This is a genomic window from Pseudoduganella lutea, assembly GCF_004209755.1.
In the GTDB taxonomy this organism is placed as follows: Bacteria; Pseudomonadota; Gammaproteobacteria; order Burkholderiales; family Burkholderiaceae_D; genus Rugamonas; species Rugamonas lutea.
This window is the reverse complement of sequence record NZ_CP035913.1, coordinates 4,192,786-4,209,758: the sequence shown is the minus strand read 5'-3', so window position 1 is coordinate 4,209,758 and position 16,973 is coordinate 4,192,786. Positions and strand designations below refer to the sequence as shown.

15 protein-coding genes are annotated in these 16,973 nt (G+C 65.5%); 10 read left to right on the top strand and 5 right to left on the bottom strand.

Annotated elements, in window-relative coordinates; translation table 11 throughout:
* The first annotated feature begins 3 nt into the window (after positions 1 to 3).
* From hemF to EWM63_RS17875, 7 genes are all read left to right on the top strand, one after another.
* Positions 4 to 912: an oxygen-dependent coproporphyrinogen oxidase gene (gene hemF, locus EWM63_RS17905; RefSeq protein ID WP_130187750.1), complete on the top strand. Its 909-nt coding sequence runs from the start codon at positions 4 to 6 to the stop codon at positions 910 to 912.
* The gene (locus EWM63_RS17900) at positions 909 to 1,577 is read left to right on the top strand and encodes a nicotinate-nucleotide adenylyltransferase (protein ID WP_229487357.1); all 669 of its coding nucleotides are present in this window, start codon (positions 909 to 911) and stop codon (positions 1,575 to 1,577) included. The genes hemF and EWM63_RS17900 overlap by 4 nt, the downstream gene beginning before the upstream one ends.
* 6 nt (positions 1,578 to 1,583) lie before the next feature.
* Positions 1,584 to 2,294 (top strand): ribosome silencing factor, encoded by a 711-nt coding sequence (gene rsfS / locus EWM63_RS17895; protein WP_130187748.1) that lies wholly within the window; start codon positions 1,584 to 1,586, stop codon positions 2,292 to 2,294.
* A gap of 12 nt (positions 2,295 to 2,306) precedes the next feature.
* Positions 2,307 to 2,777: a 23S rRNA (pseudouridine(1915)-N(3))-methyltransferase RlmH gene (gene rlmH, locus EWM63_RS17890; RefSeq protein WP_130187747.1), complete on the top strand. Its 471-nt coding sequence runs from the start codon at positions 2,307 to 2,309 to the stop codon at positions 2,775 to 2,777.
* 38 nt (positions 2,778 to 2,815) lie between these two features.
* Positions 2,816 to 3,436 carry a Maf family protein gene (locus tag EWM63_RS17885; RefSeq protein WP_130187746.1) on the top strand — a complete coding sequence of 207 codons (621 nt, stop codon included), beginning with the start codon at positions 2,816 to 2,818 and terminating at the stop codon, positions 3,434 to 3,436.
* Complete coding sequence (gene rng, locus EWM63_RS17880) at positions 3,433 to 4,896, top strand: ribonuclease G (protein WP_130187745.1); 1,464 nt, start codon at positions 3,433 to 3,435, stop codon at positions 4,894 to 4,896. The genes EWM63_RS17885 and rng overlap by 4 nt, the downstream gene beginning before the upstream one ends.
* 179 nt (positions 4,897 to 5,075) lie before the next feature.
* Positions 5,076 to 6,086, top strand: a complete 1,011-nt coding sequence (locus EWM63_RS17875; RefSeq protein ID WP_130187744.1) for a tetratricopeptide repeat protein — start codon at positions 5,076 to 5,078, stop codon at positions 6,084 to 6,086.
* 48 nt (positions 6,087 to 6,134) lie between these two features.
* Here the strand turns inward: EWM63_RS17875 and EWM63_RS17870 are convergent, their stop codons facing one another.
* From EWM63_RS17870 to EWM63_RS17860, 3 genes are read right to left on the bottom strand one after another with little or no spacing between them, the layout of a single operon-like run.
* A complete protein-coding gene (locus EWM63_RS17870) occupies positions 6,135 to 7,664 on the bottom strand; it encodes a GGDEF domain-containing protein (protein WP_130190451.1) in 1,530 nt (509 codons plus the stop codon).
* A gap of 18 nt (positions 7,665 to 7,682) precedes the next feature.
* The gene (waaF, locus tag EWM63_RS17865; protein WP_130187743.1) at positions 7,683 to 8,735 is read right to left on the bottom strand and encodes a lipopolysaccharide heptosyltransferase II; all 1,053 of its coding nucleotides are present in this window, start codon (positions 8,733 to 8,735) and stop codon (positions 7,683 to 7,685) included.
* Positions 8,735 to 10,015 carry an O-antigen ligase family protein gene (locus EWM63_RS17860; RefSeq protein ID WP_130187742.1) on the bottom strand — a complete coding sequence of 427 codons (1,281 nt, stop codon included), beginning with the start codon at positions 10,013 to 10,015 and terminating at the stop codon, positions 8,735 to 8,737. The genes waaF and EWM63_RS17860 overlap by 1 nt, the downstream gene beginning before the upstream one ends.
* A 28-nt stretch (positions 10,016 to 10,043) precedes the next feature.
* On the opposite strand from EWM63_RS17860, the gene EWM63_RS17855 reads away from it, so the two are divergent.
* The 3 genes from EWM63_RS17855 (at position 10,044) to EWM63_RS17845 (ending at position 12,470) form a co-directional block, all read left to right on the top strand.
* Positions 10,044 to 10,874: a glycosyltransferase family 2 protein gene (locus tag EWM63_RS17855; RefSeq protein ID WP_130187741.1), complete on the top strand. Its 831-nt coding sequence runs from the start codon at positions 10,044 to 10,046 to the stop codon at positions 10,872 to 10,874.
* 158 nt (positions 10,875 to 11,032) lie between these two features.
* Positions 11,033 to 11,263 carry a DUF6139 family protein gene (locus tag EWM63_RS17850; protein ID WP_130187740.1) on the top strand — a complete coding sequence of 77 codons (231 nt, stop codon included), beginning with the start codon at positions 11,033 to 11,035 and terminating at the stop codon, positions 11,261 to 11,263.
* A gap of 163 nt (positions 11,264 to 11,426) precedes the next feature.
* On the top strand, positions 11,427 to 12,470 hold the full coding sequence (locus tag EWM63_RS17845) for a glycosyltransferase family 4 protein (RefSeq protein ID WP_165390858.1): 1,044 nt from the start codon (positions 11,427 to 11,429) through the stop codon (positions 12,468 to 12,470).
* Here EWM63_RS17845 and EWM63_RS17840 read toward each other — a convergent pair.
* Together EWM63_RS17840 and dnaE are read right to left on the bottom strand one after the other, a co-directional pair.
* Positions 12,457 to 13,260, bottom strand: a complete 804-nt coding sequence (locus EWM63_RS17840) for a hypothetical protein (protein WP_130187738.1) — start codon at positions 13,258 to 13,260, stop codon at positions 12,457 to 12,459. The two genes, EWM63_RS17845 and EWM63_RS17840, sit on opposite strands and share 14 nt — an antisense overlap.
* A gap of 145 nt (positions 13,261 to 13,405) precedes the next feature.
* Complete coding sequence (gene dnaE / locus EWM63_RS17835; RefSeq protein ID WP_130187737.1) at positions 13,406 to 16,954, bottom strand: DNA polymerase III subunit alpha; 3,549 nt, start codon at positions 16,952 to 16,954, stop codon at positions 13,406 to 13,408.
* Positions 16,955 to 16,973: the final 19 nt, after the last annotated feature.

Sequence of the window (16,973 nt, the reverse complement as noted above, 5' to 3'; positions counted from 1 at the left end):
ACAATGACGACACCGAATCCCGAAGCCGTCAAGGCCTGGCTGGTCGATTTGCAGGAGCGCATCGTTGCCGCGCTCGAGGAAGCCGACGGCACACCGTTCCTGCGCGACGCGTGGCAGCGGCCCGAAGGCGGCGGCGGTATCTCGCGCCTCGTCGAGGAAGGCAACGTGCTGGAACGCGGTGGCTGCAATTTCTCGCACGTGATGGGCGCGAAGCTGCCGCCTTCGGCCGCGGCGCACCGCCCCGGCATCGGCGGGCGCGCATGGGAAGCGATGGGCGTTTCGCTGGTGCTGCATCCGCGCAATCCGTACGCGCCCACGGTGCACATGAACGTGCGCTTCTTCTCCACGTCGACCGAGGACGGCACGCCGGTCTGGTGGTTCGGCGGCGGCATGGACCTGACGCCCTACTACGGCAACGAGGCGGACGTACGCCACTTCCACCGCAGCTGCCGCGAGATGGTGGCGCCGTTCGGCGACGAGCTGCACCCGCGCTTCAAGCAGTGGTGCGACGAGTACTTCTACCTGAAGCACCGGCAGGAAGCGCGCGGCGTGGGCGGCATCTTCTTCGACGATTTCAACGAGCGCGATTTCGACACCAGCTTCGCCATGGTGCAAAGCGTGGGCGACGGATTCATCGGCGCCTACCTGCCGATCCTGCAGAACCGCAAGGACACGCCCTACGGCGAGCGCGAACGCGATTTCCAGGCCTACCGGCGCGGCCGTTATGTGGAATTCAACCTCGTGTTCGACCGCGGCACGCTGTTCGGCCTGCAGTCGGGCGGGCGCACCGAGGCGATCCTCATGTCGATGCCGCCGGTCGTCAAATGGCGCTACGACTGGCACCCGGCGGACGGCACGCCGGAAGCGGCGCTGTACACCGATTTCCTGCCGCACCGCGACTGGCTCGCGTGACGGCACCCTTGTCTTCCTGTGTGCTGCTGCTGGGCGGCAGCTTCGATCCGATCCACAACGGCCACGTGGCGCTCGCTGCCACGTTCGTGCGCCTGCTGGGCGCCAGCGAACTGCGCGTGATCCCCACCGTGCCGTGGCAGAAGAGCAGCCTGGTGGCAACGCCGGACCAACGCGCGGACATGGCCGCGCTGGCATTCGCGGACCTGCCCTGCCGCGTGGTGATCGACCGCCAGGAACTCGAACGGGGCCGCCCCACCTACACGGTCGAGACGCTGCGAGCGTTGCGTGCCGAACTGGGGCAGGATGCCGCGCTGTGCTTCCTGATGGGCGCGGACCAGCTGCAGCGGCTGGATACGTGGCACGACTGGCATGACTTATTCGCGCTGGCACATCTGTGCGTGGCGGCGCGCCCCGGCTTCATGCTCGACGGCCCGGATATTCCGGCCGCCGTGGCGGCCGAGTTCCGGAGCCGACTGGTGGCGCCGGAACAGCTTTGCGCCAGACCGGCCGGGCAGACCTGCATCGCCCCGGACCTGGCGGTGGACATCTCATCGACCCGCATCCGGCAGGCGCTGGCGGCGGGCAACTACCAGCACGATAGCGGCTCGCCGATTCCCGCACCGGTGCTAGACTATATTGAACAACATAATCTTTATAAGAAGTAAAACTGAATGGATATCAAAAAACTGCAAGCCCTCGTCGTCGACGCCCTGGAAGACGTCAAGGGCCAGGACATCGTCCTGTTCGACACCACCGGTCTGACGAGCCTGTTCGACCGCATCGCCATCGCCTCGGGTACCTCGAATCGCCAGACGCGCGCATTGGCCGCTTCGGTGCGTGACAAGGTGAAGGAAGCCGGCGGCGACGTCGTCGGCGTCGAAGGCGAAGACACCGGCGAATGGGTGCTGGTCGACCTGGGCGACATGATCGTCCACATCATGCAGGCACCGATCCGCGCCTACTACCGCCTGGAAGAGATCTGGGGCGAAAAGCCCGTGAAACTGGGCGCGGCGAAACGCAAGACCACGGCCGAAGGCAAGGCTGCCGAGGCGCTTGAGGCGGCACCGAAGAAAAAGGCTGGCCACCTGGCGGCCAACAAGGTTGCCAAGGAAGCCGAACCGGTGATCGAGAAAAAGACCCCGGCGGCACGCAAGCCCGGCACGGCAAAAGCCGCCGCCGCCGCGGGTGCCGTGGCCAAGAAGGCCGCCGCGAAGAAAGCGGCACCGGCTGTCACCGCACCGGAAGGCAAGAAGGTGAAAGTGGCGGCACCGAAGACGGCCGTGGCATCGGCCAAGGCGGCGAAGGAAGCCAAGGCCAAGGATCCGAAGACGCCCGCCAAGACCGTCATCAAGCGGATCAAGAAGCCCGCCGCGGAAGAGTAAGGGTAGCGTCGCATGCAGCTGATCATCGCTGCCGTCGGCCACAAGATGCCGGCCTGGATCGAAACCGGTTTTGCCGAGTACGTGAAACGGATGCCGCCCGAGCTGCGCATCGTGCTGAAGGAAATCAAGCCCGTCGAGCGGTCCGGCAGCAAGACCGCCGCCACCGCGATGGCGCTCGAGCGCGAGCGCATCGAGGCCGCGCTGCCGAAATCGGTGCGCATCATCGCGCTCGATGAACGCGGCAAGGATCTCACCAGCGTGGGGCTGTCGCAGCAGCTCGAGCTGTGGCAACAGGATGGCCGCGACACGGCTTTCCTGATCGGTGGCGCCGACGGCCTCGATCCGGGCCTGAAGGCGAAGGCCGAAGGGCTGATCCGTATCTCGAGCATGACGCTGCCGCATGGCGTGGTGCGGTTGATGCTGGCCGAGCAGCTCTACCGTGCGTGGACCATCACGCAGAATCACCCTTATCACAGGGTGTAGCCCCGGCGTCGCCAGGACGCCACATCGAAAACAACAAGATGAAACTGGTCGAACGAAAAATCTACCTGGCCTCGAAAAGCCCGCGGCGCCGCGAACTGCTGCGCCAGATCGGCGTCGATTTCGAATTGATGCTGCTGCGCAGCGACGGGCCGCGCGGTCCGGACGTGACGGAGGAAGTGCTGCCGGACGAGCCGGCCGAGACCTACGTGCGCCGGGTGGCCAATGAAAAGGCCGACGTCGCGTTCGACCTGTGCCGCCGGCGCCACCTGAAACCCCGCCCCGTGCTGACGGCCGACACCACGGTGGCGATCGATGGCACCATCCTGGGCAAGCCGGCCGGCAAGGACGAGGCGGAAGCGATGCTGCGCCAGCTGTCGGGCCGCACGCACCAGGTGCTGACGACCGTGGCGGTGCGCACCCACGATTTCTCCGACAGCTTCACGCAGGTGTCGCAGGTGCGCTTTGCCACGCTGAAGCCCGCCGACATCACCGCCTACTGCGCCACCACCGAGCCTTACGACAAGGCCGGGGGCTACGGCATCCAGGGCCTGGCCGCGATGTTCATCGAACACATCGATGGCAGCCATTCCGGCATCATGGGCCTGCCGCTGTTCGAGACGGCCGACCTGCTGCGCCGTGCCGGCATGAGGCTGCCATGAGCGAAGATATCCTCATCAACATCACGCCGCAGGAAACGCGCGTGGCCCTCGTGCTGCAGGGCGCCGTGCAGGAACTGCACATCGAGCGCACGCTTACGCGCGGCCTGGCCGGCAATGTCTACTCCGGCAAGGTGGTGCGCGTGCTGCCCGGCATGCAGTCGGCCTTCATCGACATCGGCCTGGAACGCGCCGCGTTCCTGCACGTGGCCGATATCTGGGAAGCCCGCCCGCACGACGGCACCAACGCCACGCCCACGCCGATCGAGAAGCTGCTGTTCGACGGCCAGGTACTGACCGTGCAGGTCATCAAGGACCCCATCGGCACGAAGGGTGCGCGCCTGTCGACGCAGATCTCGATCGCCGGCCGCATGCTGGTGTACCTGCCGCAGGATTCGCACATCGGCATCTCGCAAAAGATCGAGAAGGAGTCCGAGCGCGAAGCGCTGCGTACGCGCATGCAGGGCCTGCTGCCGAAAGAGGAAAAAGGCGGCTACATCGTGCGCACGCAGGCCGAGGATGCCGGCGACGGCGACCTGGCCGCCGATATCGAATACCTGCGCAAGACATGGGCCACGATCACGCATGGCGCCCGCACGCGCCCGCCCACTTCGTTGCTGCACCAGGACCTGTCGCTGGCGCAGCGCGTGCTGCGCGACTTCGTGCACGATGAAACAGCCACGATCCAGGTCGACTCGCGCGAAAACTTTGTTGGCCTCACCGAGTTCGGCAAGACCTACACGCCCAGCGTGCTGCCGCGCATGCACCATTACACGGGCGAGCGCCCGCTGTTCGACCTGTATGGCGTGGAAGAGGAAATCCAGCGTGCGCTGGGCCGCCGCGTGGACCTGAAATCGGGCGGCTACCTGATCGTCGACCAGACCGAGGCGATGACGACGATCGACGTCAACACGGGTGGCTTCGTGGGCGGCCGCAATTTCGCCGACACCATCTTCAAGACCAACCTCGAAGCGGCTCACGCGATCGCGCGCCAGCTGCGCCTGCGCAACCTGGGCGGCATCATCATCCTCGATTTCATCGACATGGACAACGCCGAGCACCGCAACAACGTGCTGGCGGAACTGAAGAAAGCCCTGGCACGCGACCGCACCAAGGTGTCCGTCAGCGGCTTCTCGGCACTGGGCCTGGTGGAGATGACGAGGAAGCGCACCCGCGAATCGCTGGCCCACATCCTTTGCGAGCCCTGCCCCGCGTGCAGCGGCAAGGGCCAGGTAAAAACGTCACGCACGATCTGCTACGAGATCCTGCGCGAACTGCTGCGCGAAGCCAAGCAGTTCAACCCGCGCGAATTCCGCATCCTCGCCTCGCAGGAAGTCGTCGACATGTTCCTGGAAGAGGAATCGCAGCATCTGGCCATGCTGGGCGATTTCGTCGGCAAGAAGATTTCGCTGCAGGTGGAGAATTCGTATCACCAGGAGCAGTACGACGTGATCCTGATGTGATCAGTCCAGGCGGATGGGGCACTGTGCAGGGAGCACCATCCGCATGCCATGTTCTCCGGCTGTCTGCGTACGTGTTTCATTGCGGACAACGGCTGAGCAAGCCGCCCCAGCAGCGCGGTTCACTCATGCTGCCACTGCTATCATGTTGATATCGACAACATTACCTGCACGATATGCCATTGGAATTTGAAGCCAACGCTGCCGGAACCGGTGCCTTCGGCTATACGGAAGAGCGATACGGCCCCCTGCTGGGACAGTTCAACGACATTCTCGACCAGCATGAAACCGGCCGCCTGGACGACACGATCTACGTTGCGGCGCTGCAACGCATGCTGGCCGAAGCGCCCGATTTCCTCGATGCCCACACCCAGCTCGCGTTCCATTGGCTCCGCCAGGGCAATCCGGCCAAGGCGCTCGATATCGCTCTGCAAGGCCTCGCCCTGGCCAACCGCGCCATTCCCGCAGGCTACGCCGGGCGGATCGAGTGGGTCGATATCGACAACCGCGCCTACCTGCGGCTGACGCACGCGGCGGTCCTCGGTTACGTGCGTCTGCGCCGGCACAAGGATGCCGCGGCATTGTGCGAGCAGATGCTGCTGCGCAATCCGAACGACAACCAGGGCGTGCGCTACCTTCTGGGTTCGGAGGCGCTGCGCGCCGGCCAGCACGAGCGTGCCATCGAGATTTTCGCGGCGCACGCGGAGGCCTTCCCGCCGTACTGGTATGACCTGGCGCTGGCCCACCTGCAAGGCGGCCGTTTCGTGGCTGCCGCCACGGCGTTGCGCCATGGCTTTGCCAGCAATCCCTACATCGCCGAGATATTGGGCGGCAATCCCGCGCCCGCGCCGTTCGTGCTCTGGCACCCGGACGATACGACGCTGCCCGATGCCGCCCGGGACTACGTGGCGATGTACGGCCCATTGTGGCGTGAGCGCCCCGATGGCACGCCGTTCGTGCGCTGGCTGTTCAACCATCCGGAGGTGATGATCGAACGCGCATCGTTCATGGCATGCCGGGAAGCGCTGCTGTGGGAAAACGACCAGGGCAGGCGCGAAGAGATCCTGGCTCGCCTGGAAGAACTGGCCGACCGCATCGACGACACCCTGTCCGCGGCGATCGTCGTGCAGCGGCAAGCACTGGGCAGGCAGCTTGTCTGGCCGTGGCAGCTACAGCTCGATATCCTGCCCTGATCGCGCGCCGAGACAGGCCGGCGAAGCATGTGGCCGATGAAGCGCCGGCTACGTCTCCCGCAATTCCGCATGGCGCATGACGCGGTTGCGGCCCGTCGCCTTGGCCGCATACAGCGCCCGGTCGGCATGTTCGACCAGCACGGCCGCATGGTCGATGCCGCGGCGCGGCACGATGGCGGCGGCGCCGCCGCTGATCGTCACGATGCCCAGCGGGCTGCCCGCGTGCGGCAGGCGCAGCGCCGCTACGGCTTCGCGCATCCGCTCGGCCACCGCTTCGGTACCGGCGGCATCCGTGTGCGGCAACAGTACCGCCAGTTCTTCGCCGCCGTAGCGCGCGGCCAGGTCGCCGGCCCGCTTCGGTGTCTGCTGGCGGATCGCCCGTGCCACCGCGCGCAGGCAGTCGTCGCCGGCGCTGTGGCCATACCGGTCGTTGTAGGCCTTGAAGTGGTCGACATCGATCATCGCCAGGCCCAGTGGCACGCCCTGCCGCATCGCGCGGCTGGACTCGTTGCCGAGTGAAACGTCGAACTGGCGGCGGTTCGCCAGGCCGGTCAGGCCATCCTGCAACGCCAGCTTTTCCAGTGTGACATTCAGCGACGCCAGCACGTCGCGTGCTTCGCGCAGCTCCTGTTCGGCCCGCAGCCGCTGGCGCATCTGCCGCACCAGCCGCTGCCCGAACAGCGCCAGCAGGCCAGCCAGCAGCAGCACGCCCGCCGTGCGCACCAGCGTGTCGTGCCACCAGTGCGCCAGCACCTCGTCCTTCGACAGCGCGGCGGTGACGAACAGCGGATAGTGTTGCAGCGGGCGGTAGCTGTTCAGTCTTACCTGCCCATCCTGTGTCGAGCGGAACTCGCCGGTACCGGTGCGGGCCACGCGCGTGTAGGCGTCGTACAGCGGCGTACGGACGCTGCTGATGCCAACGCTTTCGGACTTGAACGGGCGGCGCACCAGCAACGTGCCGTCGTCGGAAAGCAGCGCCACGGCGCCGTTGTTGCCGATGTCGAAACCGGCATAGAAACGACTGAAATACTCGATATCGATGGTGGCAAGCACCACGCCGCCGAAACTGCCATCCGGCTTGTCGATGCGGCGCGACAGCGGGATCACCCAACGGCCCGTCGACCGGCTGGCGACGGGCTTGCCGATGCGCGGGCCGGCATCCCTGTGCTCGCGGTGATACCGGAAATATTCGCGGTCGGCGTTGTTGGCTGCGCGGTCCAGCCGGGGCCGGGAATTGACGATCCAGCGCCCCGTTTCATCGTAGAAGAACAGGCCGTTCAACTGCGGCAGCGTGCGCACGTGATCGACCATCAGCCGGTGCAGCCGCTGCAGCTGGGCGGGGCCGGTGCCATCCACCTCGATACGCTCCTCCAGGTCGGTAAGGCAGGTATCGGCGGCGCGCAGCGTGTCGTCGGCATGGCCGCTCATCGCCCGCGCCAGGTTGGTGGCGTTGCGCTCGGTCTGTTCCAGCAAGACCTTGCGGGCCAGCCAGCTGCGATCGAAGTCCAGCGCCACCAGCGCCACGCAGACCAGCGTGACGAACAGCGTGGTCCAGAACGTGACCGGCAGGCGCTTCATCACCACGTCGCTGCGCTGTCAGGCGCCGGCGGCGGCCGGCAGCATCGGTTGCAGGGTGTGCCAGACGGTGCCGGCGTCGAGCTTGCGCATGCAGTCGTGGTGGCCCAGCGGGCATTCGCGCTGCCGGCATGGTGAGCAGTCGAGGCGCAGCGACAGCGCCGCCGCCACGCTCGAGAACGGCGGCGCGTGGTCCGGGTCCGTGGGGCCGTAGATGGCCACCACGGGGCGATCCAGGCTCGAGGCCACGTGCAGCAGCCCCGAATCGTTGCTGACGACGGCGGCGGTATGGCCGATCAGCGCCACCGCTTCGGCCAGGCTGGTCTGGCCGGCGATGTTGCGCACGCAGGCCGCGGCAGGCGTGCCGGCAACGGCCGCCATGATCTCGTCGCACACGGCACGGTCCTTGGGCGAGCCCAGCAATGCAACCTGCGCCGTGGGCCGGCTCGCCACGATGGCTTGCGCCAGCGCGGCAAAATGTTGCGGCGGCCAGCGCTTGGCCGAACCGAATTCGGCGCCCGGCGCGAACACCACCAGCAGGCGCTCCGGGGCCAGGCCGGCCGTGGCGCAGGCGCTGGCCACCTGTTCCGGCGTCACCTGCAGCGCCGGCTTCGGCGCGGGCGCCAGCGGCGCATCCGGCGCATTGGCCAGCGCCGCGTAGAACGGCACCATCGGGCGCGGCGGCACATCGTCGTGGTGCATCACGTTGATCAGGCCATACCGGCTTTCGCCCTTGTAGCCCACGCGGCGGCGAATGCCGGCCAGCCACGGAATCAGCGCATATTTCAACGTGTTCGGCAATACATAGGCTTCGGCATAGCCACGCGCCTTCAGCAGGCGCGCATAGCGCCAGCGTTCGCGCAATTGCAGCGCGCCGTGGCGGAACGGCGTCTGCAGCACTTCATCGACCTCGCGCATCTGGCGCCAGACGGGCGCCACGGCGGGCGGGGCCAGCACGTCGATCGGGTGGCCCGGGTGCAGCGCGCGCAGCCGTTGCAGCAGCGGCTGCGCCATGACGGCATCGCCGATCCAGTTGGGGGAGATCACCAGGATGCGTGGGGAATTCTTGGACATCACGTTCTTTCGCGGGCGTTCAGGCACAGGCCCATGAGCACGAACAGCATCAGCGCATAGAACATCGCGCCGCGCACGGACCAGAAGATCACTTCCGTCAGGCCGAAGCTGAAGTAACTCAGCACGAGCAGCAAGCCGGCCAGTGCCGTGGCAACGAGCCCGTGGGGCGCCGATTCATGGGAATGCAGCATGCGCAGGAAAAACAGGAACGGCAGCAGCAGCGTGCCGAACCAGCATAAAAGGCCCGGCACGCCGCCGAACACGAGCGCCTGCAGGACATCGTTGTGGAAATGCTCGGCTTCCAGCACGAACGGCTGCAGCGTCCCGGCGGCGACCAGTTCCCCGAGCTCGGCCTTGACCTGCTGCTGGCTGCTCGGCATCCATGGATGGCGCGCGGCCAGCAGCACGGCCCCCTTCCACAACTCCAGCCGCACGCCCACGTTCGTGAAGGCACTGCCGCCGGTAAAATAGGTTTCCACGTCGCTCACGCCCTGGTCCAGGCGCTCGCTCATGCCCGTCTGCGGTACGAAATAGGCGCCGATCATCAGCACCGCTATCAGCGCGGCGGCAGCCTTGGCGAACTTGCCGCGCAGGTAATGGCCGTATTTCAAGAACAGCAGTGCCGCGAACACGATTGCCACCCAGCCGCCGCGCGTGCCGGTGGCCAGCATGCCGACGAGGCCGGCAACCACGCCCAGCGCCGGCCAACAACGCTGCCGGCCGCGGAAATCCAGCACGCCGGCCAGGCACATGAGGCCCATGCACAGCACGATGTCGCCGAAGGTGATCGCGTTCATCAGTCCGCCCGGCCGGTCGATATGCAGCACCCAGCGCTGGTAGCCAACCCAGCAGGCGCCGGCGACCGTGCCGCCGATCAGGCCCCACCACAGCGCCATGCGGCTGGGGCGGCAAGCGAGCACGGCAATGAGCGCGGTGGCGGCGAGCAGCATGCGGCTGGGCTTTTCCCAGCTGCGCAGCAAGATATCGGGATGCAGCAGTACCGCGAGCGCGGCAAACAGGCAGGCGGCGCCAAAAGCTGTCAAAACCCCGCGGATATCGTTAAGATGTCGCCGGAACTCCGGCAGGCCTTGCCTGTGGCACCAGATTGCCGCCAACAGGAAGCCAAAGCTGCACAGGCCCACGCCGGCATTGGTGATCAGCGTCAGGAAGGGCAGGAGGAAGACCAGGCAGGCAACGGTAAAAGCGGTGACAGCGGAAACGGTGGAAACAGCGGATACAGGGGCAACGTCGTCGGCTTGCCTGGCAATATTTTTATTCATCAATGTTCTTGTGGGGCGCGCCGACTACATGCAACCAGCGTCAAAAATTTCTGTCATTGTCACGACCTATAACCGCCCGGACGCGCTGGCGGCCGTGATCGAAGCCTGCTTTGCACAGGATGACCCGCATTTCGAAATCATTATCGCTGATGACGGCTCCACGAACAACACACGGGACTGTGTGGAGGCGCTGCGTCCGCGCTCCCCGGTGCCGCTGCGGTACGTGTGGCAGCCGGACGAAGGCTTTCGCGCCGCGCGCGTGCGCAACCTGGGCACGCTGGCCGCCAGCGGCGATTACATCGTGTTCCTGGACGGCGACTGTATTCCCGCAAGCAATTTCGTGACGCAGCACCGCAAGCTGGCGCGGCCCGGCTTCATTGTTTCCGGCAGCCGCGTGCTGCTCTCCGAACAGTACACCCGCACGCTGCTCGAGACGCGCATCAATCTGCACCGGCTTGGCGCGATCGATCGCCTGCGGCTTCGGCTGGCCGGGGATTTCAACAAATTCCTGCAAACGGTGCTGGTACTGCCGGACGTGGGCCGCGAGCGGCGCAAGTTCAGCTGGCGGCGCATCAAGAGCTGCAACCTGGCCGTCTGGCGTGCCGACCTGGATCGCGTCAACGGCTTCGATGAAAGTTTCACCGGCTGGGGCCACGAGGATTCCGACCTCGTGGTGCGGCTGTTCAATGCCGGCGTGCTGCGCAAGGACGGCGCGTTTGCCACCGAGGTCTATCACCTGTGGCACCACGAGAACCAGCGCGACCAGGAAACGTCGAACCGCAAGGTGGTGCTGCAACGTGCCGCCGATGGCACCACGCAGGCCGAGGCGGGCCTGCGCGAACTGGCGGCCCTGGCCTGAAGGAAGAGGCGGGCCTGCGGAACTGGCGGTCTTCCACCCCGGGAGTACAATCAGCCGGGTATTGGCAGCATGTGCGGTACCGAACTGAGCTTGCGTGCGGGTACTGCCAAGCTGGCGACTTGAACAATGCACCAAGCAACCAACGAGGAGGAACCGCGATGCGCCTGGATATTTACCGACGACCCGAACACGATGGCATTTTTTCCTATCTGGCAGTGCCCGAAGGAAAGCCGATTCCCCAGGAAGCGATCAATACCGACTGGGAACCGGAAGCCAAGGCACTGGAAGTCGACGACGACGCCGATACCCTGCCCGAGTTCCACATCGAGCATCTGCCCGAGCAGATCGGCACCAAGGGCTACGCGATCACCGGCCTGAAGGATATGTAAGCCACAGCAAGCCGCACCCGCCCGCCGGATGCGGCCGCGCCCGCTGTGCTGGCGCAACAGGAGGCCTGTCGCCCCGTCCGGGGCGTTCCGCGGTGGTTATAACGGGGTTACAATTGCCAAGTTGGTAACTCCCGTTGTTCAACCCACCGCGACAGGGCCCGCCGTGATCCATTTCTTCCCCACCTACACGAAAGACGGCACGCGTTCGCCGTTTGCGCTCGGCTTGCAGGAACTCGGCGTCGAATACCGGCTGTTCGCGGACGACGTGCGCTTTCGCTACCACTCGCGGCTGAAGCTGCTGCTTGTCGGCTGGCCGAAGCTGGCCTGGTTCGCGCTGCGCGCCGGTATCCGTTCGCTGATCACCAGCCGCACGCACCCCGAGGCCGTGGTGCTGGGCTCGGACATCGAAGTGCTCATCTTCGCCCCGCTGCGCGCCCTCTTCTCGCGCCGCACGCAAATCGTGCTGCTGGGCTTCATCCTCACGCCACGCAAGCACCCGCTGCAAAACAGGTTGCGGCTGCTGTACTTCCGCTTCGTGATGCGCTTCGTCGACAAGGTCATCTGCCATTCGAAGAAGGAACGCGAGCGCTACCGGGAACTGTTCAGCAACGGTCGCACCGAGGTGTTTTATATTCCGCACGGCACCCACATCTACGGCCGCGAGGAATTGCCGGAAGCATCGAACTCGCCCTATATCCTGACGGCGGGCCGCTCCGGCCGCGATTACGGCACGCTGTTCGAGGCGATGGCCGGCCTGCCGGTCGACTTGCACGTGGTCTGCGACAACGACAAGCCCCTGGCCGGGCTTGCCATCCCCCCGAATGTGAAGGTGCTGCGCAACTGCTACGACGGCGATTATGTCGAGCAGCTCAAGAACGCGCGCTTCGTGGTGGTGCCGCTGGGCGTGGCCGACATTTCCGCCGGCCAGATGGTGCTGCTGCAGGCGATGGCCTTCAACAAGGCCACCGTGATCACGCGCACGCTGACGGTGGAGGATTATGTCAGCGACGGCAATGAAGCGCTGCTGGTACCGCAGGGCGATGCCGGGGCGATGCGCAGCGCCATCGCGCGCCTGCTGGACGATGTGCCCTACACGGCACAGATGGCCGACCGGGCGCTCGATGCCTTCGACAGCCGGTTCGACATGAAGGCGTTCGTGCGCAACCTGGTGGCCGCCGTGCGCGCGCCGCGGGCTACCGGCGCCTGATCGCCAGGCGAGCCCTCGCGGCGCGCCCGCGCCAGCCCAGGGTTCCCAGCAGCATCAGGCCGCTGGCCAGCATGGCCCATTGGCCAGGTTCGGGTACCGGCGAAGGCGTCCACGCTTCGGTATGGATCGTCAGCCGCGGGTCGCTGAGGTGCAGGTAGGCCGCGGCGGGAATGAAATACAGCTCGGGGTCGTCATCACCCGGCAGGTAATACGACGATTCGGCACCGTGCGCAATCGCGTACAGCCCCAGATGCCAGTCGAACACAGGCAAATTCAGCGAATTGTCGATATCGGCGACGATCCCCTGCGCGCTTTCGATATCGGTCTCCATCGTCCAGTAGGAACCCGCGCTGTCATTACTGTCCGGCTCGAAGTAGGTGCCGGTCACGAGCATCTGGTTCCTTGGCAGGGGCTGCGACACCATGGTCGCGCCGGCCGGCACCTCCGCGGGCACCAGCTCGCCCGACAGCATGCCCGAAAATTCGATTTTCGTGATGCGATAGCCTTCGGCGACAGCAAACCTGATCCGCGACTGGTCCGACACGATCTGCGAGTAGGAACTCTCCGAAACCACCGTTGCCAGCCGCTCGGCGGTGCCGTCCAGCCGGAGCACGGTTACCTGCTCATCCGTCGATTCCACGCTGATGGCGGCATCCAGGGGCTCGCCGGCCCAGGTCATGCTCTCCACATACTGCAGGGAAAATGTCGGCACGGACAAGGATGGCAGCGTTTGCGCCTGTACCGGCGCAGCAGAGAGGGCGGCGGCAAGCAACGGAAGGACAATTCGCATGGGGGCTCCGTCTATGGAAGGTAGGCGGCCATTCTAGCGAACCGGCCCCGGCCTCGACGGCCACACGCGTAACGAGCGCAACAGTAGCAAGCCGCAAGTAACCTGCGCGAAAAGCAGGGACGTGAAAAACGGTCCGTCCCTATTTTTAATACTCGACTGCCACGTCCTTGGCACCCAGTACCTGTTCCAGCGCCAGCGTCAGTTCGTCCGATGGCGCCACGCGCCAGTCGTCGCCCAGTTGCAGCGTGCAGTCGATGCCCTGCGGCCGGATGCGCATCTGCACCGGCAAGCCATAGTCGTCGCGGTGCGGTGCCAGCACTTCCTGCAGCTTCGCCGGCGGCACGCTCGAGGGCAGCAGCCAGCCCATCTGCCGGCCGAACTGCAGGCGCGCGGAAACGATGTCGTACACCTTCTCGGCCGAGATGCGCAGGCCGCCCGTGAAGCGGTCTTCCGATACCTTGCCGGTCACGGCCAGGAACTCGTCCTCCTTGAACGCTTTCTTGTTGGCCTCGAAGATCTCGTTGTAGACGGTGACTTCCACCACGGCGCTCTTGTCGTCCAGGCTCACGATGAGGATCTTGCCGCGCTGGGTCATCTGCGTGCGGATGCCGGTGATCACGCCGCACATCATGCGCGGTTCCCGCGACGGTTCCAGCTCGGAGAGCTTGGTGCGGGCAAAGCGCCGTGCCTCGGCCGCATACGAATCGAACATGTGGCCCGACAGGTAAAAGCCCAGCGCGATCTTTTCCTCGGCCAGTTTCTGGCGGTCGGTCCATGCAGTGGCCTGCACGTATTCGGGCGGGGCGACCAGGTCGCTGTCGTCGCCGCCGAACAGGCTGACCTGGTTGGCGGCCTTCAGTTCCTGCTCGGCGCATTCCATGGCAAACCCCACCGAGGCAAACAGCACGGAGCGCTCAACCCCCAATGAGTCGAACGCGCCGGAGCGGATCAGTGCCTCGATCGTGCGGCGGTTGATCTGGCGCTTGTCCACGCGCTTGCAGAAGTCGAACAGGCTCTTGAACGGGCCATCGGCTTCGCGCGCGGCGATGATCGCCTCGATGGCGTTCTGGCCGGCGCCCTTGACGCCGCCCAGGCCATAGCGGATGTTCGTCACCTTCTTGCCGGTGACGGAGCGCGGCGCGCCATCGGGCCGGAAGCGGTAGGCCGACAGGTTCACGTCCGGCGGCAGGATCGTCAGGCCGCACACCTCGATCGAATCCTCGACGAGGATCTTGACCTTTTCCGTGTCGTCCATCGTCAGCGACATGTTGGCCGCCATGAACGCGGCCGTGTGGTGCTGCTTCAGGTACGCGGTGTGATACGACAGCAGGGCGTAGGCGGCGGCGTGCGATTTGTTGAAACCGTAGCCCGCGAACTTTTCCATCAGGTCGAAGATCTCGTCGGCCTTCTCGGTGGTGAGCCCGCGCTCGCCAGCACCCTTGCGGAAGATCTCGCGGTGCTCGGCCATCTCCTCGGCCTTCTTCTTGCCCATCGCGCGGCGCAGCATGTCCGCGCCGCCGAGCGAGTAGCCGCCGATGATCTGCGCCATCTGCATCACCTGCTCCTGGTAGACCATGATGCCGTAGGTCTCGGACAGGATGCCTTCCGTGCGCGGGTCCGGATAGTCGAACTTTTCGCCGTGCTTGCGCTTGCAGAAGTCCGGAATCAGGTCCATCGGGCCCGGGCGGTACAGCGCCACCAGCGCGATGATGTCCTCGAAGCGGTCGGGGCGCGCGTCCTTGAGCATGCCCTGCATGCCGCGCGACTCCAGCTGGAACACGGCCACCGTCTTCGCCTTGGTCAGCAGGTCGTAGGAACCGCGGTCGTCCAGCGGCAGCGATTCCAGGTTGAAGTCCTTGTCGGCCGGGTCCAGCTCGCGGATGTAGTTCACCGCGCGGTCGAGGATCGTCAGCGTGGTCAACCCCAGGAAGTCGAACTTCACCAGGCCCACGGCCTCCACGTCATCCTTGTCGTACTGCGACACGACGCCCGTGTCGCCGGACTGCGTGTACAGCGGGCAGAAGTCGGTCAGCTTGCCCGGCGCAATAAGCACGCCGCCGGCGTGCATGCCGATGCCGCGGGTGATGCCTTCCACTTGCTGCGCCAGGTCCAGCAGCTGCTTCACTTCCTCCTCGTTCTCGAGGCGTTCCTTGAGCAGCGGCTCCTCCTCGATCGCCTCGGCGATCGTCACCGGCTTGCCCGGCTTGAACGGAATCAGCTTCGAGATGCCGTCGCAGAAGTTGTAGCCGAAGTCCAGCACGCGGCCCACGTCGCGGATCGCGCCCTTTGCCGCCATGGTGCCGAAGGTGGCGATCTGCGATACGGCATCGCGGCCGTACAGGTCCTTCACGTGCTGGATCACCAGCTCGCGTTTCTCCTGGCAGAAGTCGATGTCGAAGTCGGGCATCGATACCCGTTCCGGGTTCAGGAAACGCTCGAACAGCAGGTTGTACTTCAGCGGATCGAGGTCGGTGATCTTCAGCGCATACGCCACGAGGGAACCCGCGCCCGAGCCGCGGCCGGGGCCGATCGGCACGCCGTTGTTCTTGCCCCACTGGATGAACTCCGCCACGATCAGGAAGTAACCGGGGAACTTCATGTTGATGATCGTGTTGTTCTCGAACGCCAGCCGCTCCTCGTAGCGCGGGCGCATCTTCTCGCGATACACCGGGTCCGGGAACAATTGCACCAGTCGCTCTTCCAGGCCCTTCTTCGTCTCGGCCACGAGGAATTCGTCGATCGTCATGCCCGGCGTGGGGAAGTTCGGCAGCTGCGGCTTGCCCAGCGTGAGCGTGACGTTGCAGCGTTTGGCGATTTCCACGGAGTTTGCCAGCGCGGCCGGCAGATCCTCGAACAGGATCGCCATTTCCTCCTGGGTCATGAAGCGCATCTGCTCGTTGAAGCGCTTCGGCCGTCTCGCGTTGGCGATCATTTCGCCTTCGGCGATACAGATGCGCGCCTCGTGCGCGATGAATTCGTGCTCGGACATGAACTGCACCGGGTGCGTGGCCACCACCGGCAGGCGCAGCCTGGCGGCCAGCGCCACGGACTGGCGCACCTGCGCCTCCTGGTTCGGCTGGCCGGCGCGCTGGATCTCGATATAGAAATGGCCCGGGAAGATGGCCGACCATTTTTGCGCATGCTTTTCGGCCAGCTCCAGGTTGCCGTTGTCGATCGCGCAGCCGATATCGCCGAACTGCGCGCCGGACAGCGCGATCAGGCCGTTGGCGCCGCTTTCCCCGGGCATCACGTCATAGGCCTGGTCCTTCAACGCCTGCAGCCACTCGGTGCGCAGCTCGGCGCGGCCCTTGTACTGGTTCGTCAACCATGCCATCGACAGCAGTTCGCACAGCTGCAGGTAGCCCACGCGGTTCTTCGCCAGCAGCAGCAGGCGGCTCGGTTTTTCGCGGTTGTCGTCATTGGTGATCCACACGTCGCAGCCGATCACGGGCTTGATGCCCTTGCCGCGCGCGCTCTTGTAGAACTTCACCATGCCGAACAGGTTCGACAGGTCGGTGATGGCCAGCGCACCCTGCTTGTCCTTCACGGCGGCCTTGACCAGGTCGTCGATACGCACCAGGCCATCGACGATCGAGTACTCCGAGTGCACCCGCAGGTGAACGAAATCCGGGCCTGGCGGGGCTGCCGGTTCGTCGGGTTGGATGACTTGCTGGTCGAGGATTTCGTTGCTCATGGGGTCGTATCGAAGATCG